19 protein-coding genes are annotated in these 25,413 nt (G+C 32.9%); 16 read left to right on the top strand and 3 right to left on the bottom strand.

What is annotated here, in order from left to right; all coding sequences use genetic code 11:
- Positions 1 to 106: 106 nt before the first annotated feature.
- The 7 genes from rplM (at position 107) to T537_RS0102835 (ending at position 7,594) form a co-directional block, all read left to right on the top strand.
- Positions 107 to 541 (top strand): 50S ribosomal protein L13, encoded by a 435-nt coding sequence (rplM, locus tag T537_RS0102865; RefSeq protein ID WP_027437071.1) that lies wholly within the window; start codon positions 107 to 109, stop codon positions 539 to 541.
- A 27-nt stretch (positions 542 to 568) separates the two neighbouring features.
- On the top strand, positions 569 to 973 hold the full coding sequence (gene rpsI / locus T537_RS0102860; RefSeq protein WP_027437072.1) for a 30S ribosomal protein S9: 405 nt from the start codon (positions 569 to 571) through the stop codon (positions 971 to 973).
- Between the two features lie 537 nt (positions 974 to 1,510).
- Positions 1,511 to 2,440 (top strand): ABC transporter permease, encoded by a 930-nt coding sequence (locus tag T537_RS0102855; protein ID WP_027437073.1) that lies wholly within the window; start codon positions 1,511 to 1,513, stop codon positions 2,438 to 2,440.
- A gap of 28 nt (positions 2,441 to 2,468) precedes the next feature.
- Positions 2,469 to 3,542, top strand: a complete 1,074-nt coding sequence (locus tag T537_RS0102850) for an ABC transporter permease (RefSeq protein WP_027437074.1) — start codon at positions 2,469 to 2,471, stop codon at positions 3,540 to 3,542.
- 16 nt (positions 3,543 to 3,558) lie between these two features.
- A complete protein-coding gene (locus tag T537_RS0102845) occupies positions 3,559 to 4,551 on the top strand; it encodes an ABC transporter ATP-binding protein (RefSeq protein WP_027437075.1) in 993 nt (330 codons plus the stop codon).
- Positions 4,544 to 5,530 carry an ABC transporter ATP-binding protein gene (locus T537_RS0102840; protein ID WP_027437076.1) on the top strand — a complete coding sequence of 329 codons (987 nt, stop codon included), beginning with the start codon at positions 4,544 to 4,546 and terminating at the stop codon, positions 5,528 to 5,530. Before T537_RS0102845 ends, T537_RS0102840 begins: the two co-directional genes overlap by 8 nt.
- A gap of 258 nt (positions 5,531 to 5,788) precedes the next feature.
- Positions 5,789 to 7,594 carry a peptide ABC transporter substrate-binding protein gene (locus tag T537_RS0102835; RefSeq protein ID WP_027437077.1) on the top strand — a complete coding sequence of 602 codons (1,806 nt, stop codon included), beginning with the start codon at positions 5,789 to 5,791 and terminating at the stop codon, positions 7,592 to 7,594.
- Between the two features lie 183 nt (positions 7,595 to 7,777).
- Here the strand turns inward: T537_RS0102835 and T537_RS0102830 are convergent, their stop codons facing one another.
- Positions 7,778 to 9,055, bottom strand: a complete 1,278-nt coding sequence (locus tag T537_RS0102830; protein WP_027437078.1) for a dihydroorotase — start codon at positions 9,053 to 9,055, stop codon at positions 7,778 to 7,780.
- Positions 9,056 to 9,267: 212 nt separating this feature from the next.
- Here T537_RS0102830 and T537_RS0102825 point away from each other — a divergent pair, with 212 nt between their 5' ends.
- The 4 genes from T537_RS0102825 (at position 9,268) to T537_RS0102810 (ending at position 15,942) form a co-directional block, all read left to right on the top strand.
- Positions 9,268 to 11,781 (top strand): EAL domain-containing protein, encoded by a 2,514-nt coding sequence (locus tag T537_RS0102825; protein ID WP_031556222.1) that lies wholly within the window; start codon positions 9,268 to 9,270, stop codon positions 11,779 to 11,781.
- Between the two features lie 209 nt (positions 11,782 to 11,990).
- Positions 11,991 to 13,535, top strand: a complete 1,545-nt coding sequence (locus tag T537_RS0102820; protein ID WP_031556221.1) for a hypothetical protein — start codon at positions 11,991 to 11,993, stop codon at positions 13,533 to 13,535.
- A gap of 11 nt (positions 13,536 to 13,546) precedes the next feature.
- Positions 13,547 to 14,884, top strand: a complete 1,338-nt coding sequence (locus T537_RS0102815; RefSeq protein ID WP_031556219.1) for a M18 family aminopeptidase — start codon at positions 13,547 to 13,549, stop codon at positions 14,882 to 14,884.
- A gap of 44 nt (positions 14,885 to 14,928) precedes the next feature.
- Positions 14,929 to 15,942 (top strand): tRNA-dihydrouridine synthase family protein, encoded by a 1,014-nt coding sequence (locus tag T537_RS0102810; protein ID WP_027437081.1) that lies wholly within the window; start codon positions 14,929 to 14,931, stop codon positions 15,940 to 15,942.
- Here the strand turns inward: T537_RS0102810 and T537_RS0102805 are convergent.
- Entirely contained in the window at positions 15,939 to 16,700 is a 762-nt protein-coding gene (locus T537_RS0102805) for an SDR family NAD(P)-dependent oxidoreductase (protein WP_155895222.1), read from the bottom strand. The two genes, T537_RS0102810 and T537_RS0102805, sit on opposite strands and share 4 nt — an antisense overlap.
- A 115-nt stretch (positions 16,701 to 16,815) precedes the next feature.
- Here T537_RS0102805 and T537_RS0102800 point away from each other — a divergent pair, with 115 nt between their 5' ends.
- The 5 genes from T537_RS0102800 (at position 16,816) to T537_RS0102780 (ending at position 23,855) form a co-directional block, all read left to right on the top strand.
- Positions 16,816 to 17,472 carry a YcxB family protein gene (locus tag T537_RS0102800; RefSeq protein WP_027437083.1) on the top strand — a complete coding sequence of 219 codons (657 nt, stop codon included), beginning with the start codon at positions 16,816 to 16,818 and terminating at the stop codon, positions 17,470 to 17,472.
- Between the two features lie 251 nt (positions 17,473 to 17,723).
- Positions 17,724 to 19,097, top strand: a complete 1,374-nt coding sequence (locus T537_RS0102795) for a citrate/2-methylcitrate synthase (RefSeq protein WP_027437084.1) — start codon at positions 17,724 to 17,726, stop codon at positions 19,095 to 19,097.
- Between the two features lie 50 nt (positions 19,098 to 19,147).
- Entirely contained in the window at positions 19,148 to 20,443 is a 1,296-nt protein-coding gene (gene aroA, locus T537_RS0102790) for a 3-phosphoshikimate 1-carboxyvinyltransferase (protein ID WP_031556217.1), read from the top strand.
- Between the two features lie 197 nt (positions 20,444 to 20,640).
- Positions 20,641 to 22,605, top strand: coding sequence for an EAL domain-containing protein (locus T537_RS0102785; protein WP_031556215.1), 1,965 nt, complete (start codon positions 20,641 to 20,643; stop codon positions 22,603 to 22,605).
- A gap of 41 nt (positions 22,606 to 22,646) precedes the next feature.
- A complete protein-coding gene (locus T537_RS0102780; RefSeq protein WP_031556212.1) occupies positions 22,647 to 23,855 on the top strand; it encodes a CgeB family protein in 1,209 nt (402 codons plus the stop codon).
- A gap of 64 nt (positions 23,856 to 23,919) precedes the next feature.
- Here T537_RS0102780 and T537_RS0102775 read toward each other — a convergent pair whose 3' ends face one another.
- Positions 23,920 to 25,392: a serine hydrolase domain-containing protein gene (locus T537_RS0102775; RefSeq protein ID WP_051637145.1), complete on the bottom strand. Its 1,473-nt coding sequence runs from the start codon at positions 25,390 to 25,392 to the stop codon at positions 23,920 to 23,922.
- Positions 25,393 to 25,413: the final 21 nt, after the last annotated feature.

Below are 25,413 nucleotides of genomic sequence, written 5' to 3'. Positions count from 1 at the left end.
ATCGTCATGATTATAGATTATGAATACTTAGCCAATGCCCCGGAGAAGTATTTGATAATAATAATGAAACATTTAAAGTGCATTAAAAGCAATTTAGGAGGAAACCATGAGTAACAAGACATTTATGGCTAGTGCATCTAACATCGAAAGAAAATGGTATGTTATCGATGCTGCAGATTATACATTAGGTCGTTTATCATCACAGGTTGCTGCTGTACTTAGAGGTAAGAACAAGCCTGAGTACACACCATTCCTTGACTGTGGTGACAACGTAATCGTTATCAACGCTTCTAAGGTAAAGACTACTGGTAAGAAGTTAGATCAGAAGATTTATTACAGACATTCAGACTACGTAGGTGGTATGAAAGAAACAACTCTTAAGGAAATGATGAATAAGACTCCTGAAAGAGTTATCGAATTAGCTGTTAAGGGAATGCTTCCAAAGGGACCTTTAGGACGTCAGATGTACAAGAAGCTTCACGTATATGCAGGCCCAGAACATGAGCAGGCAGCTCAGAAGCCAGAAGTATTAAAGTTTTAATAGGCATAATATAAGGAGGAAATAACAGTGGCAAAGAAAGCTAACGGAAAGTTCTACGGAACTGGTAGAAGAAAAAGCAGTATTGCTAGAGTATATTTAGTACCTGGTACAGGTAAGATTACAATAAATAAGAGATCACTTGATGAATATTTTGGACTTGAAACACTTAAGGTTGTAGTTAGACAGCCATTAGAACTTACAGAAACAGCTGAAAAGTTCGATGTTTTAGTTAACGTACACGGTGGTGGTACAACAGGTCAGGCTGGTGCTATCAGACATGGTATTTCAAGAGCACTTCTTCAGGTAGATTCAGACGAATATCGTCCATCACTTAAGAAGGCTGGATTCTTAACAAGAGATCCACGTATGAAGGAAAGAAAGAAGTACGGCTTAAAGGCAGCTCGTCGTGCTCCACAGTTCTCAAAGAGATAATATTTTCAGATATATTACGAATATTATTGATAAGAAAAGCAGACAATGGCGTCCACACCTTAGCTGTGGGCGCTGTTTTGCTATAAATAAAAACTTAGATTATTAAAACTTAAAATTAACAACCTTTGATGTAGAGAAGGATGGAAAATGACGTTTCAAGACCTATGAAACGAAAGAAGATCCTGCTCTTTGGGGAAAGAGCGAGGGTTGTAATTTATAATTTAGTACTGAGGGATATATGTGCAAAGATGCATGGCTTAGCATCCTTGCGTAATTTTACATCAAAGTACTTTAACCGATTAAAGCGTTAAATACGCATAAGACAAAAGTCATTTACCAAATCAAAACATATTTTACAAAATAACACATTTACAAACACATTTACTTAATACATTCACAATTAAATAATTGATGAGAACAAATGCTAATAAAGGTATTTTGTAATTTATTAATTGAGTGAATGAGATGCTATTTATTTTTGGTCCTAACGGGGGATTTTTTAATAGCAAATAAAAATCGGAAAGGCAGTTGTTAATTATGAATTCAAAGACATTACTGTACATTTTAAAAAGACTGTTATTAGCAGCAGTAACTGTATGGGTAGTTATTACAGTTACATTCTTTGTAATGCATGCGGTACCAGGTGGTCCATTCCAAGGCGAAAAGTCAATGACAGAAGCAGCACAGGCAGCATTAGAGGCAAAATATGGATTGGATAAGCCACTAGGCACACAGTATGTAACTTATCTAAAGGATGTTGTTACAAAGTTTGATTTTGGACCATCTCTAAAGCAGAAAGGTAGAGATGTAGTAGATATTATCGTAGACGGATTATCTACATCAGCAGAATTAGGACTTGCAGCAGCATTTATCGCATTAATTATAGGTGTTGTATTAGGATCAATAGCAGCACTTAGAAGAAATAGCATATTTGATAGAATTATCATGGTAATTACCACAGCATTCGTATCAATGCCATCATTTATCATGGGAACATTATTATTAACATTATTCTCAATAAAATTAGGAATATTCCCAGCAAATGGTGCAGCAGAGAATGGTTTGGTTTTACCAATAGTAACATTATCACTTTATCCAATGGCTTATATTACAAGACTTACAAGATCATCAATGTTAGATGTATTAGGACAGGATTATATTAGAACAGCAAGAGCAAAAGGTGTATCTGGAATGAAGATAATCTTTGGTCACGCACTTAAGAATTCATTAATCCCAGTAATTACATATTTTGGTCCAATGCTAGCAGGTATTGTAACAGGATCATTAGTAGTAGAGCAGATTTTTGCGGTACCAGGTATAGGTAGAGCATTTGTAAATTCTATTACCAACAGAGATTACACAATGATCATGGGAACAACAATCGTACTTGCTACTTTAATCGTAGTTATGAACTTAATAAGTGATATCTTGTATAAGATTGTAGATCCAAGAATTAACTTAGAATAAGATTTGGAAATAAGGAGTGATAATAAATATGTCGAAGAATCCATTTAATAATCAAATCGACATGGAAAATTTCATGGCAGATGATTTTAATCAGGCAACAGATGAAGAAAAAGCATATGTTGTTCAAATGAGACCTTCAACAACATTTTTTAAAGATGGTGTAAAGAGACTCTTAAAGAATAAGGTAGCAACAGTCTGTTTCTTCATAATCATAATAATAACATTAGCAGCTATATTCTTACCAATGGTTTGGCCATATAAGTATGACACAATGTTAGGAAATATCCCTGGACAGCCAGTGGATGCATCATTTAATAACTTAAAGCCATTCGAATATGGAAGAACAGAATTAGCTAAGATAGATGCAGGCCAGAAGGTGTTCCCACACATTTTTGGTACAGATGCACAGGGTAGAGATTACTTTATCAGAGTAGTATATGGTACAAGAATATCTCTAGCAGTAGGATTTTTTGCAAGTATAATTGTATTAATAATTGGACTTACAATTGGATCAATCTCAGGATACTGCGGTGGTAAGATAGATATGTTTATTATGAGAATCGTAGATATAATCTATTCGTTACCAGATACATTAATGGTAATTTTATTATCATCAGTATTAAAGGTAACATTATCATCAGCATTAGAAGGAACAGCCCTAGAGAAACTTGGATCTAATATGATAAGTTTGTTTATCGTTTTCGGTTTACTATATTGGGTATCAATGGCAAGACTTATTAGAGGTCAGATACTTTCACTAAGAGAGCAGGAATATGTATTAGCATCAAGAGCAGCAGGAGCAAAGGGAAAGTGGATTATTTTAAAGCACTTATTACCAAACTGCATAAGCTTAGTAATTATTTCAACAGCACTACAGATTCCAAGTGCAATCTTTACAGAAAGTTATTTATCATTCTTAGGATTAGGTGTAAATGCTCCAATGCCATCATTAGGTTCACTTGCATCAGATGCATTAAATGGTATTTCATCATATGCATATAGAATGGTAATTCCAGCTGTTGTAATCTCATTAATCGTATTATCACTAAATCTATTTGGTGATGGATTAAGAGATGCATTTGACCCTAAATTAAATAAGTAAACAGGAGGCGTTTAGAATGAGTTTATTAGAAGTAAAAGATTTACATACATCTTTCTTTACAGACGCCGGTGAAGTTAAGGCAGTAAACGGAGTATCATTTAACCTTGACGAAGGCAAAGTACTTGGTATTGTAGGTGAGTCAGGTTCCGGAAAGTCTGTAACAGCATATTCAATAATGCAGATATTAGCAGGTTCAGGAAAAATTGTTTCTGGATCAATTAAATATAAAGGACAGGAATTAGTTAATTCCGGAGAATCGGTAATGAAGACAATTAGAGGTAATAAGATCTCAATTATCTTCCAGGACCCAATGACAAGCTTAAATCCAACATATACAATTGGAAAACAGCTAATGGAAGCAATATTACTTCATACAGATCGTAATAAAGAACAGGCAAGAGAAAGAGCAATAGAAATGCTTAGACTTGTTAATGTTAATGAACCAGAGAAGAGAATGAAACAGTATCCATATGAATTCTCAGGTGGTATGAGACAGAGAGTAATGATTGCAATGGCACTTGCTTGTGAACCAGATATTTTAATTGCAGATGAACCAACAACAGCTCTTGATGTAACAATTCAGGCACAGATACTTGAATTGATGCAGACAATACAGAAGAAGCTTGGAATGGCAATTATAATGATTACACATGATTTAGGTGTAGTAGCACAGATGTGTGATGAAGTAATTGTAATGTATGCAGGTTCAATTTGTGAGCAGGGAACAGCAGATGCAATATTCTATAATCCATGTCATGAATATACAAAGGGCCTTATGCGCTCAATACCAACAGAAAGTAATTCAGGACAGAGATTAAAGCCAATTTCAGGAACACCAATTGACCTTCTAAATATGCCTAAGGGATGCGCATTTGCACCAAGATGTGAGCAGGCATTAAAGATTTGTTTACGCGAAAAATGTCAAAGAATGCAGATTGATGCAGATCATCAGGCTGCATGCTGGATGAACGTTAAGAAATTAAAGGAAGGCGGTGCTGTTAATGAGTAATGATAATAATAAGCCACTCGTAGAGGTAAAGCACCTTAAAGAGTACTTCAACATAAATGTAGGGGCATTTAAGACAAAGCCTCTAAAGGCTGTAGATGATGTGTCATTTACAATTAATGAAGGTGAAACATTAGGTTTAGTAGGTGAGTCAGGTTGTGGAAAGACAACAGTAGGACGAACAATTTTAAATCTATATAAGCCAACAGCTGGAGAAATCTGGTTTGATGGAAAGCAGATTAAGACAAAAAGAGATATTAAGGAATTTAGAAAGGATGCCACAATGGTATTCCAGGATCCATACTCTTCACTTAATCCAAGAATGACAGTATCAGATATTATTGCAGAGCCACTAGATATTCATAAGATGTATAAGTCTAAAGAGGAAAGACACAACAGAATCTTAGAATTAATGTCTTACGTAGGATTAAATAGTGAACATGCATCAAGATATGCTCACGAATTCTCAGGTGGACAAAGACAGCGTATCGGTATTGCAAGATCTCTAGCAGTAGATCCAAGATTTATTGTATGTGATGAACCAGTATCAGCCCTTGATGTATCAATTCAGGCACAGGTAATAAATATGTTTGAGGAATTACAGGATAAATTAAATCTAACATATTTATTCATTGCACATGACTTATTAGTAGTAAGACATATAAGTAATAGAATTGCAGTAATGTACTTAGGAAGAATGGTAGAATTAGCAGATGCAGATGAAATCTACAAAAGACCATTGCATCCATATTCAAAATCATTAATGAGTGCAGTACCAATTCCAGATCCGAAGATAGCAAGAGAAAATCAAAGAATCGTGTTATCAGGAGATATACCAAGTCCACTAAATGCACCAAGTGGTTGTCCATTTAGAACAAGATGTCCTCATGCAACAGACGCTTGTGCAGAGAGCATGCCAGAATTTAAGGAAATTTCAAAGGGACATTTTGTAGCATGTCATAGAGTGGCAGAAATTAACTAAATTATAAATAATATAAATTATAAATAAATAAAAATATGTTGTGCCACTTAGCTGGCACAACATATATAAAATAAAGTTTTGATATACAGTTAAATATATGATACAATGATTACGTTTAGGAAAATAGTTTAAATCAAAGGGGATAAGGTTTAAATTAAAAGTTTAAATTGGATCATATAGTTCTATGGTGGATTTATCTGCTAGAAGCCATAGACTTTTATGATAAACACATTTATAACCTTAAGGAGGAAAAGATTTATGAAGAAGAGACTTATGTCGCTCGCACTCGTAGTTGGCTTAGTAGCAACAACACTAGTATCTGGTTGCTCTAGCAAGAAGTCAACAATTGCGAACAAGGACGAGATCAATGTTTGTATTGCTTCAGAACCACAGACATTAGATCCGGCACTTAATTCAGCAGTTGATGGAGGAACAATGCTTTCTCACCTTTTCTCAGGACTTGCAAAGTGGGATCAGGAAGAAGATGGAACAGTAGTTGTTGTAGCCGATGCTGCTAAAGAATTAGTTGAAGGCGTAGAGAACGCAGATGGAACAGTTACATACACATATACACTTAGAGATGGCTTAAAGTGGTCAGATGGTAAAGATGTAACTGCAAAGGATTATGAATATGCTTGGAACAGAGCTACATCAGTTGCTCTTGCAGCAGACTATGGCTATATGTTTGATGTAATTGATGGTTATGATGAAATCTGGGCAGACAATGCAACAGGTTCAGAAAAGCTTAATGTACATGCAACAGATGATAAGACATTAGTTGTAACATTAAATAACGCAGTACCATATTGGAATGAATTACTTGCATTCCCAGTATACTTCCCAGTAAGAGAAGATGTTGTTTCTAATGAAAGTTGGGCAACAGACCCAAGTACATATGTAAGTAATGGTGCATATACACTTGATAGCTGGAGCCATAACTCAGTTATTACATTAAAGAAGAATAACGACTATTATGATGCTGATAAGATTAAGATGCCAACAATTAATTTCTACTTATCAGATAACACTAATAATATGTTAACAAACTTCCAGAATGGTAGCTGGCAGTTTATTGATGATGTACCAACAAATGAAATTCCTAAGTTAAAGAAGGACTACAGCGATGAATTTATCGTAGGTAGCCAGCTTGGTACATACTATGCATGCTGGAATGTAAATGAAGGATTATTACCAGCTTCATCAACACTTACAGGTGCTGATAAGGCAGTAGCAGAAGCTGATATTAGAAAGGCATTAAGTCTTTTAATTGATAGAAATTATATCGTTGAGAATATTACACAGGCTGGACAGGTTCCAGCATCATCATTTGTAGCAAGAGGTGTTACAGATGCAGATGGTAAGACAGAATTCAGCGATAATGCAGGACATGAAAGCTATACAGGATATTATAATGTAGCATCTGATTCATATACAGATAACTACAATAAGGCAATTGAGACATTAAAGAAGTATTATACATTTGATGAATCAAGTAAGAAGTTCACAGATGCACCAACACTTACATACCTTTATAATACATCAGAAGGACATAAGGCAATTGGTGAATATATCCAGAACGCATTTAGTGGCGTAGGTATTAATGTTCAGTTACAGAATCAGGAATGGGCAACATTCTTAACAACACGTAAGAGCGGTGATTACTCACTTGCAAGAAATGGTTGGTTAGCAGATTATAATGATCCAATTTCATTCCTTGATATGTGGACAACAGCTTCAGGTAACAATGATATCCAGTTTGGTAAGGGAGACCATGCTTCACTTGCAATTTATTCATTAGATTTAACACCTTATGGATATAATGTAAATGTAACAAATGGTACATGGGCACAGACATATGATGTACTTATCAGCACAATCAAGTCATGCACAGACAAGGAAACACGTTATAAGTTAATGCACTTAGCAGAGGATAAGTTAATGGAAACAGGTTGTATTACACCACTTTATTTCTATACAGATCCATATATGTTAAACAATCAGGTAGACGGTTTCTTTGAAACACCACTTGGATTTAAGTTCTTCTCAGAAGTAACATATAAGTAAAATAATACAATGTAGCTTTAAATAGCAAAATTGTAGCTATAAACTAATAAAGACCTAGAGGAAAACCTTAAGAAAGTTAAGACACAAGCTTTCTTAAAAGTAAACCTCTAGGCCTTTTTATTTTATTTTGTTAAAATTTTTTTATAAGCAAGATAAAGAAAAATTAAAATTAAATATTAAGGACTAATTAGCTTCATATACAAGCTTACCATCGCAGATAGTATAGAAAACCTTACCAGGTAATTCCCAGCCAATAAAAGGAGAATTAGAAGCTTTAGAGGCAAATTCCTCTTCCTTAACAGTCCATAATGAATCTTCACCAAAGATAACAATATCAGCATTAGCCCCTTCACTAACAGAAGCAGGAGTCATTCTGTAGAACTTAGCAGGGTTAGTACTCATAAGCTCAATAAGTTTCATTAAGGAGATTTCTTTAGTTTTAACTAAGGACTTAATGCCAAGGGCAAGACTAGTTTCAAGGCCAGTAATACCACTAGGAGCACATGAAAGCTCCTTAGATTTTTCTTCCTTAGAATGAGGAGCGTGGTCAGTAACAATCATGTCAATAGTACCATCTTTAATACCTTCAATAATCTTAAGTCTGTCATTTTCAGTTCTTAAAGGAGGATTCATACGAGCATTAGTTCCATATTTAAGAACAGCCTCTTCAGTAAGAGTAAAATGATGAGGAGTAGCTTCGGCATGAATATCAGCACCCATCTTCTTAAAAGAACGGACAATATCCACAGAATTACCAGAACTAATATGTTGGATGCACACAGAAGCCTTAGTATCAAGGGCAAGAACACAGTCTCTAGCTACCATAATGTCTTCAGCAGTAGAAGAGGCACCGCCGTAATTAAGCTTTTTGGAAACATCACCCATGTTAACTCCAGCTTGCTTAATAAATAAAGGATCTTCTTCGTGAAGAGCAACAGGCAAATTAAGCTCATGAGCCTTAATAAGGGCGTTATAAAGGATTTTCTCATCCATAATAGGGACACCATCATCAGTAAAACCGCAAGCACCATTTTGGGAAAGCAAGTCCATATCAACAAGTTCTAAACCCTTCATGCCACAAGTGACATTAGCAGTCTGATGGATATGAATACCAGTGCTAGCACCTTTATTTAAACAGTAAGAAAGAGTTTCAATATTATCAACGCAAGGCTTAGTATTAGCCATAAGAACAATAGAAGTAAAGCCACCTCTACAAGCAGCCCTAGATCCAGAAATAATATCTTCTTTGTAGGTAAAACCAGGATCTCTAAAGTGAACATGGGCATCCATAAGACCAGGAGCCACAACAAGATTAGTGGCATCAATAATACGAGTAGAAGAGTCAGGAGCATCTAAATTTTTCCCAAGCTTAACAATTTTTCCATCATTAATAAGAACATCAAGTAAATCGTCAGTATTAGATACAGGATCGCAAACCCTACCATTTTTAATTAAAATCATATATTCCTCCTAAAGTAATAAAACTAGTTATATTAATTGATAAACTTACGAATAGACAGTTTCCAATTAGAATAAGAATTACTAACATTACGATAATAGCATAAAAAGGAAAATAAGCACAGAACTACATCTTATTGTAAAAGAAATAAATAAATGCTATAATTATAATTACAAATGAGATCGTGTAAAAAAACAAAAAATAGGGGTCGTTTATGGATAAAAAAGAAGCAAGGAGATATGTGTTAGATAACATAGACAATGCAATTAATAAGGGGTATATAAAACTATATTATCAGCCAATACTTAGATCAATGACAGGTGAAATATGTGCAATGGAAGGTCTAGCAAGATGGATAGATCCTAAATTAGGAATAATATCTCCAGGTGATTTTGTTCCAGTACTAGAAAAAGAGCGATTAATTTATAAGCTAGATACATATTTAATCGAGCAGATGTGTAAAGAGTATAGTGTGGCATTTGAGAAGGGAGAAGATATGTTACCAGTCTCCCTCAATTTTTCACGCTATGATTTTGAAGATGTTGATATAAATAAAGTTTTAAATACAAATCTCAAGAAATACAACGTACCAAGAGAAATGTTAAACATTGAAATAACAGAGTCAGCAGTTGGAAAAAACAAGGAATTCATGAAGGAACAGTTTAAAAAGCTGCATGAAGAAGGCTATGAAGTGTGGATGGATGATTTTGGAAGTGAGTATTCAACACTAAATATGCTAAAAGATATTGATTTTGACGTAGTAAAATTAGATATGAAGTTTGTGGAAACAGATTCTGTAAAGTCAAAACAAATCGTAAAATTTATGATAGATATGCTAAAGACAATAGGTATAAAAACTTTAGCAGAGGGAGTAGAAACAAAGGAGCAGCTTGAGTTTTTAACAAATATAGGATGCGATAAGCTACAGGGTTATTACATAGCAAAGCCCATGCCAGGAGGAGATGTAAAGGAATATTTAAAGGAGCGAGGATATAAGATAGAGAAAAATATCGATATGAGATATAACGACGAAATCGCCAAAATAAATCTTCTAAGTAGTAAACCAGTAACAGAGTATCAAGATATAAAAAATAAGACAATAGATATAATGGGCTATGTAGATGCTCTATCTTTGATTGAGGTGGAGAACGAAACACTTAGATTTAAGTATTATAACGAGATGTTTTTAAAAGAAATAAGATCACTAGGAATAGAGAGCATCGAAGAAATGAGAGAAAAATTGCTGGATAGAGAACATGAATTTCATAAAAAATTGAAATATATGATTTATACAGTGGATGAAACAGGAAAAGAAAGTAAGGCAGACGGAATAGTAAATGGCTGCTTTTATTTAGTGCGATTATTTAAGCTAGCAGAAGAAGGAAAAAGAAGAACATATGCATATCGGATAGAAAATGTAAGCAATAATACAGATTTTTTAAGACAATATAATCGCTTTAAGGAAAGAGACATATTGTATAGTTTATTTGATATAGTGGATATAATAGACTTAAAGAATTACACAATAGAGAGCATCTTTAAAAAGAGCATTGTTAATAGAGAAGCGAATAATTTAGATGCCCAAAGTCATATAGAAGAATTTTGCAATAGAAATGTATATCCAATAGATAAAGAAACTGTAAGAAATTTTTACGATTTGTCTACAGTTGAGGAAAGACTAAAAGAATCGAAAAAGAATATATTAGTAGAGTATTTTAGAGCTAAAAAGATAGGAAAAGGCTATAATTGGCATATAGGATTTCTAGTAAAAGACGAAGGCGAAGAAAAGGACAAATTATTATCCTGTATAGTGGAATTAGAAGATGAGATAGTAAGAAGAATGCCTCTAGAGAGAATGTTAAACGGAATAAAGGAAGACGATGTAGCATTTAGTGAGTCATCTCTTTGGAAGAATTTCACAACTAATACAGATATAGGATTATTCTGGAAAGATAAGAATAGACGATTTGTAGGTGTAAATAGAGCCTTTTTGGATTACTATAATATAAAGTCAGTAGATAACATAATAGGGAAAAATGATGAGGACATGGGATGGCACGTAGACCCGGAAAAATTCAAGGATGACGAAGAAGATATTTTAAAGAGGGGAATACAGACCCATGGAGTGCATGGAACATGCATAAATGACGGAAGTATAAAAAATATAAGGGCAAGTAAAATGCCATATTATAGAAATGGTAAAATAGATGGAATAATAGGTTATTTTGTAGAGGAGACAGATAATAACATGTTAGGAAAGGTTGATTCCTATATGGACGAAGTAACCGGAGCTCTTAATATGAAAGGACTATTAGACACCGTACAAGACTATATTGATAGCTATATAATGCATAGGAGAGACTTTGATATATATTATATTGACATAGTAAACTTCAGACATTTTGTGGATAGTAATGGAGTTAGGCTATCCACAAGAGTACTGCAAGAAGTGGTAAATAAAATAAAAGAAGTAGTAGGAGTAACAGGAACAGTAGCAAGAATAGGAGGAGATCACTTCGTAGTGTTGAAGTCAGTAACAACAGATGAAGAGGACATGCAGCTACAAGAAGAGATAAAGGAAGAAGTATATAATATACGTCGAATAGACCATGTACCATGTACAATATATTTAACCATAGAATCAGAAAAATTCTCGGAAGTAGAGAACATGGAAAAAATCATAGAACATCTAATAAGAGAAGTCATAAGAGCAGATGTACACAAGTAAATAATAATGATGAAAAGTTGGACCCCATATAGGGGCAACTATTCAATAGATGAATGCTGTCATACAAGTGAATGTGTATGGCAGCATTTTTCTTATGGAAGGTGTTTATAAAAATACGAAAGTTTGTTACAATACAAGGTGTGTTTTTTTAGTGAAATCCTATAAAGAAGACAAGATAAAACTAGAAAAATAAAAAATGGGAGGGTAAAATGAAAAAACAAACAAAATTAAAAGAAAACGCAAAAGCAATAGCATGTACATTAGCATTACTAGCAGTGTCAGTAACAGCAATTTATAAATTACCAGATGAAGTAAGTAAGATGATAAATAAAGAAACTAGCTTACATCAAGTGTGTGATAGTAAAGTCAATATAGATAAAAAAACAACTAATATAGATGGACCAAAAGACATAGCATCAAGTAACAAGAGATGTAGAGGAAAGCAGGTAAAGTATACAGATAAGACAACTGACTTTAAGCCAATGACCAAAGAAGAGGCAGAAAGTAAAGGATATACAGTAATAAGAACAGTAGGGGAATTACAAAGAGTAGCAAGCAATGAAACAGGAAAGTATGCCCTACTATCAGATTTAGATTTAAGTGGAATAGATTGGAAGCCATGGAATTTTAACGGCGAATTTGAAGGAAATGGATATACACTATATAACTTAAAGGTAAGCACAGCAACAGATATAACAACAGTAACATATGATGGCAATTATAAGAAATATGATACTAAGGCAGCAGGCTTTTTTGGTAATTTAACAGGAAAAGTAACTAACCTAAAAATAGTAGGTGCCAAGGTAGAACTAACATCATCAGACCATATGATGGTAGGAATATTAGCAGGAATAGCAGATAAAGCAGAAATAGAAAATTGCTTGATTTATGGAACAGATAAGCTAGAAACAAGTGCAGTAATGAATGGAATCGGCGGCGTAGTAGGCTATGGAAATGGAAAAATCACAAATTGCGATATAGACGTAACAGTAATATCAATAGATACAGATAAAGAAGTAAAAGATGAGAATTTCTTAGCAGGAATACTATCAGCAGGATATTTTGATATACAGGACTGTAGAGTGAATATAAAGGGATATGATTCAGATCATGGATACGTACATAGTGGTGGATTAGTAGGAATGTATATCCTATATCCATATGGAACAGTTAATGAAGGCGTAATAACAGGAAATGACGTAAAGGGATATATAAGATTTTTTGAAGATAACACAGATAGAAGAGCATATTGTAAAGGCATAGCTGGAGAAGTAATGAATTGGACATTTGCAGTAGGCTATAATAACATCGATGAATTTGTAAGAGATGAAGTAATGACATACGATAAAGATTTACTACCAGAAGGAGATGCAGATTCAGTAAAGACAGAGACAATAACAGAGCCAACACCAGTAACACCAGGTTATACAACAGTAACATATGCCAAGACAGGCTATACATATAATACAGACTATGTATTACCAACACAGACAGTTGAGAATTACGAGATAGAACTAGAAGCAACTAAAGACCAGAAGGGCATAAGAAAAGGAACAGAAATAACAACAGGACGAACAGTATATGAAGACTATGACTATGAAGAAACACAAATAGAGGAGTCTAGTAACAAAGCAGAAACAACTAAAGTAGAAAAAGATATAAAGCAGATAGTATTACCAGTAGCAGCTATAATAGTTGTAATAATATTATTAGCATTAAGATTTACAATTTTTAAGCCTAAAAAGAATAAATAGGAGGATTAAAAATGGAAGAAGCAAGCTTTTTAGAAACATCAAAGGAATTATTAACATTTATAGAAAATAGCCCATCAGCATTTCATGTAGTAAATAATTTAGCTAAGATTTTAGAAGATGAGGGCTATGTAGAATTAAGCGAGAATCAAGAATGGAATATAAGCCAGGCAAAGGGCTATTTTGTAACAAGAGGAGACTCAAGTATAATAGTTTTTAAATTGCCAAAGGATGGAGCAGTAGATTTTACAAATTTCCAGATAACAGCAGCCCATTCAGATTCACCTGCGTTTAAGTTAAAGGAAAATCCAGAGATAGTATCAGATAATAAATACATAGTAGCCAACGTAGAAAAATACGGTGGAATGCTAATGGCACCATGGTTTGATAGACCATTATCTGTAGCAGGAAGGGTAATAGTTAAGGAAACAGATACATTTGAAACAAGATTAGTGAATGTAGATAGAGACCTATGCCTAATCCCAAATCTAGCAATACATATGAATAGAGATGCCAATAGTGGAATAGCATATAATGCACAAAAAGACATGTTACCACTAATGGGGGAAATCGAATCAAAGGATTTATTAGATAAGATAATAGCAGATGCAGCAGAAGCACAGGTAGAAGACATAGTAGGGGCAGATTTATTTTTATATAATAGAATGCCAGGAACAATTTGGGGAGTAGATAATGAATTTATATCAAGCCCAAGATTAGACGATTTACAGTGTGCTTATTCATGTGTAAATGCCCTAATAAAGGCAGAGAATTCCAATGGAGAAAGTGTTAATGTATGTGCAGTCTTTGATAATGAAGAGGTGGGAAGCACAACAAAGCAAGGTGCAGATTCAACATTTTTAACAGATACATTAGAAAGAATAGCAACAATGTGTGGTAAGGATATGGAAGCTTACAAAAGATCAATAGCCAATTCCTTTATGATAAGTGCAGATAATGCCCATGGAGTACATCCAAACTACACAGACAAGGCAGATCCAACTAATAGACCATACCTAAATGAAGGAATAGTAGTAAAATATAATGCTAATCAGAAATATACAACAGATGCAATATCAGCAAGTATATTTAAAGAGATATGTAAAAGAGCAGGGGTGCCAGTACAGACTTATGTCAACCGTTCAGATATAGCAGGAGGATCAACCCTAGGAAATATTTCCAATGCACATATATCATTAAATACAGTAGATATAGGATTGGCACAGTTATCAATGCATTCACCATATGAGACAGCAGGAATAAAAGATACAAAATATATGATAGATGCCATAAAGAAATTTTATGAAACAAGCATATACACTAACAGAAATGGCAGTATCACACTAAGGTAAGAAGATAGATAAGAAGATAGATAAGAAGATAGATAGGAAATAAAATGGATATATATTTAGCGCCATTAGAAGGTTTAACAGATTATACATTTAGAAATTCGTATGAGCAGGTATATGGCAAGGGAAAAATAGCCAAGTACTTTACGCCCTTTATATCGCCAAATAGTTCAGAGAATTTTTTAACAAAAGAAATGCGAGACGTAGATAGGGACAACAACAAAGGCCTCTATGTGGTCCCACAGGTAATGACCAATAATTCTAAGGATTTTATATGGACAATAAAAAAGCTTCATAAAGAGTTAGGATATGAAGAAATTAACTTAAATTTAGGATGTCCATCAGGCACAGTAGTATCAAAGAAAAAGGGCTCAGGCTTTTTAGGAGATATAGAAGGTCTAGATAAATTCTTATATGAGACAATGTCAGATAAATACGTGCAGGACAATAATATAAAAATATCACTAAAGACAAGAATAGGACTAGATACAGCAAGTAACTGGGAAGAAATAATAGGCGTATATAATAAATATAAGCTAGAAGAAATAATAGTACATCCAAGAATAAGAACGGATTTTTATAAGAACGAAGTAAATAAAGAAGCCTTTAAATATGCCCTGAGAATGAGCACTAACAAAGTAGTATATAACGGAGATATATTTACAAGAAGAGATTATTTAGACTTTTTAACAGAGTTTAAAGAGTGTGATGCAATAATGCTAGGAAGAGGTCTAGTAGCAGATCCAGCATTAATAAATGTATTAAAGGCAGAAGATCCTGTTAATTACGTAAGGGACTTACAAAAAGATAAGGAACAATTAAGTAAATTCCATGAAAAAGTCCTAAATGAAAGACTAAAAATAATGTCAGGAGATAAGCACGCAATTCATAGAATGAAGGAAATGTGGTGCTATATGGAATACGTATTTGATGATAAGAAGGACGTAAAGCAAGTAAAAAAATCCCAGAAAATGGAAGAATATAAACTTGCAGTAAAAGTCCTTCTTAATAACACCAACATAGTAGAAAAGGAACATATATCCTTTTGGAAAAAACACTAATTATAGATTTTTTTAGATTGTTGTTTACCAACAATTCTTGCAGATAGCTGTCTAGGTAAGAATTTATTGCCAAAGACAGCTAATTTCATATAGATAGTAGGAATAATAATAAGCTTTTTCTTAAACATACCATCAATAGCGACCTTAGCACATTCCCTAGCACTAATGCCACTAAGATCAAACTTAACATTAGCCACATTATTAAAGTTAGTATTAACAGGACCAGGACATAAAGCGCTAATAGAAACATTAGATTTAGAAGCTTTAAGTTCAGAGCTAATAGCAGTAGTAAGGCTAGTTACATAAGCTTTACTAGCATAGTAAGTAGCCATATAAGGACCGCCATAAAAAAGTCCAGCACTACTAGCAACATTAAGAATATAGCCGTAGTTTCGTCTCTTCATGATTTTAAGGGCAGCTTTAGTAAGAATGTGAAGCGCCTTAATATTAACATCAATCATATCAAGTTCCTTAGAAAGGCTAGTCTTATCAAAATCCCCAACATCTCCAAAACCAGCATTATTAATAAAAATATCGATTTTTTTCTTTTTTATGTATTTAACAAGTTTAAAAATATCAGCCTTTTTACTAAGGTCAAGACTAAGAGTTTTAGTCTTAGTAGGAAGAGTAGCACTAAGCTCATCAAGTAATACCTTGTTTCTAGCAACAAGAATAAGAGAATAACCTTTGTGGCTAAGAATTTTAGCCATTTCCTTACCAATACCGGAACTAGCCCCAGTTATAACAGCAATACCCATATAAACCTCCATAATCTTACAAATCTAATAAAAATGTGGTAAAATAGTAATAATTATTAAATACTAAATAAATTATAACAGAACATGAAACTAATAGAAAGTTTTGGAGGAAGCAATGGTAATAAAAAACAGTACAGTTTTTACGCAAGAAACTTTGGAAGGTTTGAATAAAGCAAGCAATTTTCGAAATGAAAAATATAAGAGATTTAAGTTAATATATAATCTTGCAGGATTAGTATTTTTGATGCTATTTGTAAGATATATGGTCTTATTACTAACACAAGATGAAAGGCAAGATGTATTTTTAACAGTATTTTATGGACTGGCAGCAGGAGTATTTTTATTTATAGGAATGTATTTATTAGAAAGTGATAGCAAGAAACGCTTTAATAATCTATATAAGAACATGATAGGCTTAGAATTTAAGTACACAATAGATTCAGAAGAAATAGAAGTAGAAGATGAAGAACAAGATGTGGACGTATTAAAGTGGAAAGACGTGTATATAGTAGAGAAAGATAGTGATTACATATACATCTTTTTTAACAATGAGAATGGTTTAGCACTAAATAGAGCAGGATTTAGTGAAGGAAGTGATAAAGATCTTCTAGAATTATCCAATGCCATATTACAGACAAGACAGGAAACTAAGAATAAAGACAGTAAAGATACATTACAAATAAATGAAGAGAGCATCGATGATAGATATGTAACAAAACTTGATATAGAGAATGAAGAACATCAGTCGCAGATAAATAATAGCAATAATTAAAAAATTAGCCTTATTAAATTAAGTGAAAACAAAATAAAATAAAGTCGATTACGAAATAACTTAATATTATAAAGAAAAAGTGGGGATTTGCTTGACAACATCCCCACTTTACTGCATAATACAAAGGACATCACATGATGTCAGACAACAATGAGGAGTTGTCTAATCACCCTGAGATTATTAAGAAGAAACCTATATTCTTAATAATGAGGAACCAGGGTGATTATATAGGCATAAAGGAGGATTTGCCCATGAACAACCAGGAAATGATGGCGCTTACAACCGTAGATAATAGCGAGTTCGAGGAATTAGTAAAGGAAGTTACAGCTTCTGGTTCTATAGATCAGAATTTATATATAGAATATGATGTAAAGCGTGGCCTTAGAGATAGTAATGGTAATGGAGTATTAACAGGACTAACAGAGATATCTGATGTACTTGGTAATCAAAGCATTAACGGAAGAAAGATACCAGTAGATGGAGAATTATATTTTCAGGGTTACAATGTAGAAGATCTAATAAAGAATTCTAAGACAGATAGATTTCGTTTTGAGGAAGCAACATATCTATTGTTATTTGGTAAATTACCAACAGAAGACCAGTTAAAGAGATTCGTACGTATACAGACAGATTTACAGGAATTATCAGGAGCCTTTATTAGAGACGTAATAATGAAGGCAACATCTGATAATTTAATGAATTCCTTAATGAAATCAATATTAAGTTTATATTCATATGATGAGCATCCAGACGATATCTCAGTACCTAACGTATTAAGACAGAGTTTACAGCTAATAGCTAAGATGCCTTTATTAACAGTATATGCATATCAGGCATTTAGACATTTTAGATTAGATGGAACATTAATGATAAAGAATCCTAAGAAGGGATATTCAACAGCAGAGAATATCCTTTATATGTTAAGAGATGATGGAAATTTCACAGAATTAGAGGCTAAGGTATTAGATATATGCTTAGTATTACATGCAGAGCATGGTGGTGGTAATAACTCAACATTTACAACTCACGTAGTAACATCATCAGGAACAGATACATATTCAGCAATAGCAGCATCAATAGCATCCCTAAAGGGACCAAAGCACGGTGGTGCTAACCTTAAGGTACAAGAGATGTTTGAAGATATTAAGACACATGTATCAGACTGGGAAGATACAGAAAGTATTAAAGAATATCTTAACAAGATACTTGATAAGGAAGCCTTTGATAGAGCAGGATTAATCTATGGTATGGGACATGCAGTATATACAAACTCAGATCCAAGAGAAGTAATCCTTAAAAGCTTTGCTAAGCAATTATCTAAAGAAAAGGGAATGACTAAGGAATTCGCTCTTTATGAGACAGTAGAAAAAGAAGCAGGAAGCCTAATTATGAACAAGAGAAAAATGTTTAAACCAGTATGTGCTAATGTGGATTTTTATAGTGGATTAGTTTATACTATGTTAGGAATTCCTGAGGAAATGTTTACACCAATGTTTGCTACAGCAAGAATTTCAGGCTGGTGTGCACATAGACTAGAGGAATTAGTAAATGCAGGAAAGATTATTCGTCCAGCTTATAAGTATGTAGGTCATCATAGACCATATACAACAATAGATGAGAGATAATATTGGATTAATAATAAATATAAATAACTAGTTTCTAGGAGAATTTTCTAATGTCAAGAATACGAATAAAAAAGATAACACATCCCTTTAATGCCGTTGTAGAAGTACCAGGTTCTAAGAGTGTAACTAATAGAGCGCTATTACTTGCAGCCTTGTCCAATGAAGAATGTACTCTAAATGGAGTATTATTTTCAGATGATTCAAGACACTTTATAACATGCCTATTATCACTTGGCTTTAAGATGCAGGTTAATGAAGTAGAGAGATATGTAACAGTTAAGGGATGCGATGGCAATATTCCTAAAAAAGAGGCAACAATAGATGTGGGAAGTGCAGGAACAGCAGCAAGATTTTTAACATCAATGTTAGCCCTATCAGATGGAACATATACAATAAATGCATCAGAGCAGATGAAGAGAAGACCAATGTTACCATTGTTTGAGGCATTAGAGAGCTTAGGTGCTAGCTTTACATATCTTGAAGAAAAAGGACATTTACCAGTAAAGGTAGTAGGAGCAAGAGTAGGCGGTAAGATACCAGCTAATAAGGTATATATAGATATAAGCAAGAGTACACAGTTTTTAAGTGCCCTACTTATGACAGCACCAATGTTACAGGATGGATTAAAAGTACAGATAACATCTAAGAAGACAAGCGGTTCATATATTAATATAACAATGAATATGATGAGACAGTTTGGTTGCGAGGTATTCCATAACGAATCCGTTTATGATGTACCAGCAGATGAGCATTATAGATCAAGTACATATCAGATAGAACCAGATGTATCAGCAGCATGTTATTTTTATGGAGCAGCAGCCATAACAGGAGGAAGAGCCCTTGTAAAAAATGTACATTCTAATGTAATGCAAGGAGATATGAAATTCTTAGATGTATTAAAGCAGTTAGGATGTGCAGTAACAGAGGAAAGAGAAGGCATATGTGTAACAGGACCATATAATGGAGAATTCAATGGTATAGATATAGATATGAATGATTTCTCAGACCAGACAATGACATTAGCAGCCATAGCACCATTTGCTAAGACTAGTACAACAATAAGGAATATAGGACATATAAGACTTCAAGAATCAGATAGAATAAAGAGTATAGTAACAGAATTAACTAATCTAGGAATTGAAGTTAAGGAATATGAAGATAGAATCGATATAACACCAGGTAAGATTAAGCCAGGAGTAGTCGGAACCCATGATGATCATAGAATGGCAATGGCATTTGCTTTAATAGGATTAGTGGTGGATGGAATAGAGATAGACGACTATGAATGTTGTGGAAAGACTTTTGAGAATTACTTCCAGGTATTAGATTACGCATGTCGACAGTAAGCATAGCTAAATCTAAAATTTTTATTAACAATTTATTTATAACAAGATACCAAATGGGAAAATATAGAAAAAATCTATAAAATATCCCATTTGGTATTTTTTTCGCCGTAGTTTCCAATTACTTGAAATAAATATATACATAAAGTATAATAAAAAATAATGGGAGAATAATTAAATAAAAGAGAAGGAATAATTAGATGGAATTTTTAATTTATGGGATATACCATATAAGAGGATATTCTTATTATTCATTGACAGCGGAATACTTGATGTTGGGCATTGCTATAGTAATGCTTTTTTTTATGTTATATACAAGACCAAGGATTTCGATTGGATATCCATTAGTTTTATTAGGTATGTTTATATCTATTGCAGAGATAATACTAACAATAGATCTATGTGTTATAGCTGAAAGAGACACACAAATAAGTTTTTTAGAGATAAGCATACTGACTTTTGCAATAATAGTATTCTATAATTATATTTTACAATCAATATTGATGTATATTGTTTTGTTAGCACCTAATAGACGAATTCAGAAGAAAAATATAATTATACAAAGCATAATATTTCAGATGCAATTTTTTATAGCAGCTTTAATTTGCTATTTTAAAGGCTATTTAGTAATCGAAGTTACTAATAGAGTATTTATAGATGGACTATTTAGATTTTTAGCCATAGAAGGAATATCAGTAGCAACAATAAGCTTTGTAAGCTCAATACTAAATAGAAAGAATTTATCGAGGTTTGTATTAATTAATATATTAATATTTATTCCAATAGATGCATTAGCTTTAGCATTTCAGATAGTTAATTCAGACACAATTATATTAAGCGTAACTTATGTATTGCCATTTACAATTTTTTATATGCTATTTCATTCAAATCCAGTGGATGAGGTAACAGGATGTATGAATAAAGAATCCCTAGAATCAAAAATAAAATTGTTATTACTTGCAAAGTTAGATTTTTATTTTGCATATGTGAAGTATCCGCAATTAAATAATGTATTAGACAATGAAATAGTAAATAAAATTGATGGACACGTGGCATATGCTGTAAATTATCTAAATAGAAAGATAAGACACACAACAGTCTTTAAAGTAAACGCTACAGATTATGTAGTAGTAAAGAAGATATGTAGGGGAGATAAGTCAGAGGATTTAGAATTTTTCTTGACAGAGTTAAACAAGGTCATGAATTATGCAACCACAGTCTTTGATGAAATAACATATTTCAAGGCAATTTGCTATAGAAAGAACAGTTTAATAACATCAATAAAGGACATAAAAGAAATAAATAGACATCTATTAAAAAATTATACAACAGAATTCAATATAAACGAATTTGTATATTTAGATGATAATAAGCTTAAAAAATATGCCCAGGAACGCCAGATAATAAGCGTATTTGAAGAAATAAGAGAAGGCAAAAAATATTTAGATGAAAGAGTTCTTTGCTATGCACAACCAATATTAAGGGTTTCTGATAAGAAATTTAGGGCAGCAGAAGCTCTAATGCGACTAGAAATAAATGGACAAAAAATACCACCAGATATGTTTATAAGACTGGCAGAAAGTAGAGGATTTATACATACCTTAACCCTATGCATGGTAACAAAGGTCTGTGAATTTATAAGTAAATATGATAGTAAATATGAGTTTGATGCAATAACAATAAATATATCAGCAACAGAACTATCAGACAGCAGATTTTTCTCAGATATAATGTCAGTAATAAAAAAATATAACATAGCATGTAATAAAATACGATTAGAAATAACAGAAAGTGAAATGTTTGAAAAACACGACGTAGTAAAGCTAAATGTAGAAAAACTAAGAGATGCAGGAATAGAGTTTTATTTAGATGATTACGGAACAGGTTATTCTAATCTAGAGCGAATGACAAGTCAGAATTTTATGACAATTAAATTTGATAAATCCATATTCTATAAGTCATTAAGCAATAAATATACAGAAGAAATGCTAGAGGCTATAATAGAGTTAGTAAAAAAACAGGGAATTGTTACTTTGGTAGAAGGTGTTGAAACAGAAGAACAGAGTAGTTTTGCTAAGGAAAAGGGATTTGAGTATATCCAAGGATTTGCCTATGCCAGACCAGTACCAATTGAAGAGCTGGTTGAATATTTCAATGAAAAATAGTAAAATAAACTAAAGAAAACTCGTGAAAAATTGGTGATAATATGAATTGTTTGCTTTATCGTTGGAAAGTATTTAATCAGGAAGACATAGCAGAAAGTCTTAGAAACTTAGGCGTTAACGTAATAGAATACGAGGAAGCATCAGTATATATAGATGAGGATAAGGGGCTTAAATTTCACAATTATGCTGAGGTTTATAATAAAATTAAAGGAGTAGATATAGTCTTCTCCTTTAATTATTTTGCCCATGTGTCTAATATATGCGAAGAGTTGCAGATACCATATGTGTCCTGGAGTGTGGATTCACCACTAATATCACTTTTTCATGAATCAATTTATAATAAGTGTAATTACATTTTTATATTTGATAAGTTCTTTTATATACAAATAAAGGACTTAGGATTAGAGCATGTCTATTATTTACCATTAGCAGTAAATGCTGCTAGATTACAAGAAACAATAAAAAGGAAAAGTAAGGAAGAAATTAATGCAGGGCTTAAATCAGATGTGTCCTTTGTAGGAAGTATGTATCATAGAAATTCCTTTGATGCAATAGCAGGGAAACTTCCAGAAGAATTAAGGGATTACTTTATGGAGGTATTAAAGGAACAGCTATTTATTCCAGGGATGGAGTTGATAGATGAAAGTCTTAGTCCAAAGATATTAGAAGAATTATTAGAGGCAACAAGCTTTGTTCAAAGTGAAGGTTCATTTTCTGATTTAGCATTAGTGTTTACTAATACCTTTTTAGGCTTTAAATTAGCCAATATGGAAAGAGTAGTAACAATTAATGCATTAGCATCAGCTATTAAAGATAGATATACTATGGATTTATACACAGATAATGCAGATGATAAATTAAGAGGTGTAAGAGTTAAAGATTTTGTGGATTATAAGAAAACAATGCCTAAGGTATTTAATAATTCTAAGATAAACTTAAATATATCCTTAAGGAATATTAGAAGTGGAATCCCCCTTAGAGTTTGGGATGTACTTGGAAGCGGAGGCTTTTTGCTTAGTAATAGACAGATAGAAATAAGAGATTACTTTATAGAAGGTAAGGAAATAGAGTGTTATTCAACAATAGAAGAGGCAGTGACAAAGACGCTTTACTATTTAGAACACGATGAAGAAAGAATAAAGATAGCACAAAATGGACTTGAGAAAGTAGAGAAAGAACATAGCTATGATAGAAGAATAGAGGAAATCTTAGATATAGTTAAGAAGGAAAAACAAAATAAGTATATGTAAAAATAAGACATACAATTATAAGTGAAACGCTTTGCATTTGACACAAATAATTGTATGTCTTTTATTATTCTTCGATTATTTTTGCTGAGAATACACCGTCGTATTCATTAAAGGTGTGTTCTTCGATTTTTCTCATCATAACAGTAATAAAGGGGTCTTTGAAATTAAGGGCAAAGTAAAGATTTCCAAGAACCTCATCTATAACCTGAATCTTAATATCAAGTAAATCACAAGTTCTAAGAGAAGCACAAGCAGCTATTCTTAAATTGTAATTAGCGAATTTACTAATAATATTTTTTCCAAGACCAAAGGGAAGAGAAAAGTCTCCGAAAGAATTGCTGTAATGAAAAATACCACTTTCCTTATCATCAGAAATCTCAATAGAAAAGTTTTTAACAGTGCACACATTATCACCAATAGCCTCGTATTTACGCCCATTAATTTTATCAAGGATATCATTATAACAATTACTAGATCTATCAGTAAATTTTGGCATAACTTCAAGTTTTCTAGAACTAGCATAAGCCATTAGTTCATCATATGATACGGGGTCTTTTGCATAATCGTAGGAATCAAGCCTATCAATTAGTTCATCATAGAAAGAATCGTATATAAGCTGAACACCACCTTTACGTCCTTGTGCATCTGCAGTTGTTATAAGGATAATGTCGTATTTTGGAATATAGACGGAGAGCTGTCCACCCATGCCATACATAGCAAAACCATTATGTGTAGTTAGCCAAAATTGGTAACCATAACCCTGCATTTCCTCAATAACATCAGATTTTGCCCAGTTGTCTGAATGAAAAGAAGTAGCCTCTTTTATATACCATTCAGGAAGTAATTGTTTACCAAACCAGTTACCCTTTTTAACAACCAAGTACATAACCTTAAGTAAGTCGTAAGGTGAACAGTTAAGGCCAGAACCACCCATACTTAAACCAGAAGGATCCTTTAATACATAAGCATCTTTACTAAATTCAAGTTCATCAAGAAATTTATGCCTTAAATAGTCAAGAAAATTCATTCCAGTTAAACGTTCAATAAGAATGCCTAGAGTATGTGTAGCAGAAGTATCATAGGCAAAATTAGTTCCAGGAACGTGAGTAGGAGTAGTTGTAAAAAAAGAACCTAACCAGTCATTACAGCCACTAGCTTTGTATGTTGTAAATCTGTGACAAGACTTCATTTGTAACATATCCCTAATTGTCATCATTTTAAGGAAAGGATGAATTTCACCCTGTGGAAGTTTGTCAGGAAAATAATCAATAATTTTATCATCAAGGGAGAGTTTACCTTCATCAGCAAGTAAACCAATACCAAGAGAAACAAAAGACTTAGTTACAGAGAACATTCTATGAAGAGAATCCCTAGTATATGGAGCATAGTGCGATTCATATATTAATTTGTCATGTCTCATAATCATAATAGAATGCATAGGAAGATGAGCTTTTTCTAAACGTTTTTGAAAATTCATAATTAGTTTTTTAGGAATATCAGTATCTTCATTTGTAGAATGAGTAAAAAAATCAGTCATTGTAAAGTCCTCCAATATATA

The sequence above is a fragment of the Lachnospira multipara LB2003 genome, from assembly GCF_000702205.1.
Taxonomy (GTDB): Bacteria; Bacillota; Clostridia; order Lachnospirales; family Lachnospiraceae; genus Lachnospira; species Lachnospira multipara_A.
This window is presented reverse-complemented; position numbering and strand designations above follow the sequence as displayed.

Bases quoted from the DNA above. Each gene is read 5' to 3' on its own strand.
- T537_RS0102805 (WP_155895222.1), bottom strand. From the start codon at position 16,700: ATGGGTATTGCTGTTATAACTGGGGCTAGTTCCGGTATTGGTAAGGAA.
- rplM (WP_027437071.1), top strand. From the start codon at position 107: ATGAGTAACAAGACATTTATGGCTAGTGCATCTAACATCGAAAGAAAA.
- T537_RS0102840 (WP_027437076.1), top strand. From the start codon at position 4,544: ATGAGTAATGATAATAATAAGCCACTCGTAGAGGTAAAGCACCTTAAA.
- T537_RS0102835 (WP_027437077.1), top strand. From the start codon at position 5,789: ATGAAGAAGAGACTTATGTCGCTCGCACTCGTAGTTGGCTTAGTAGCA.
- T537_RS0102775 (WP_051637145.1), bottom strand. From the start codon at position 25,392: ATGACTGATTTTTTTACTCATTCTACAAATGAAGATACTGATATTCCT.
- T537_RS0102820 (WP_031556221.1), top strand. From the start codon at position 11,991: ATGAAAAAACAAACAAAATTAAAAGAAAACGCAAAAGCAATAGCATGT.
- T537_RS0102785 (WP_031556215.1), top strand. From the start codon at position 20,641: ATGGAATTTTTAATTTATGGGATATACCATATAAGAGGATATTCTTAT.
- T537_RS0102825 (WP_031556222.1), top strand. From the start codon at position 9,268: ATGGATAAAAAAGAAGCAAGGAGATATGTGTTAGATAACATAGACAAT.
- T537_RS0102810 (WP_027437081.1), top strand. From the start codon at position 14,929: ATGGATATATATTTAGCGCCATTAGAAGGTTTAACAGATTATACATTT.
- T537_RS0102855 (WP_027437073.1), top strand. From the start codon at position 1,511: ATGAATTCAAAGACATTACTGTACATTTTAAAAAGACTGTTATTAGCA.
- T537_RS0102845 (WP_027437075.1), top strand. From the start codon at position 3,559: ATGAGTTTATTAGAAGTAAAAGATTTACATACATCTTTCTTTACAGAC.
- T537_RS0102830 (WP_027437078.1), bottom strand. From the start codon at position 9,055: ATGATTTTAATTAAAAATGGTAGGGTTTGCGATCCTGTATCTAATACT.
- T537_RS0102850 (WP_027437074.1), top strand. From the start codon at position 2,469: ATGTCGAAGAATCCATTTAATAATCAAATCGACATGGAAAATTTCATG.
- aroA (WP_031556217.1), top strand. From the start codon at position 19,148: ATGTCAAGAATACGAATAAAAAAGATAACACATCCCTTTAATGCCGTT.
- T537_RS0102815 (WP_031556219.1), top strand. From the start codon at position 13,547: ATGGAAGAAGCAAGCTTTTTAGAAACATCAAAGGAATTATTAACATTT.
- T537_RS0102795 (WP_027437084.1), top strand. From the start codon at position 17,724: ATGAACAACCAGGAAATGATGGCGCTTACAACCGTAGATAATAGCGAG.
- T537_RS0102780 (WP_031556212.1), top strand. From the start codon at position 22,647: ATGAATTGTTTGCTTTATCGTTGGAAAGTATTTAATCAGGAAGACATA.
- T537_RS0102800 (WP_027437083.1), top strand. From the start codon at position 16,816: ATGGTAATAAAAAACAGTACAGTTTTTACGCAAGAAACTTTGGAAGGT.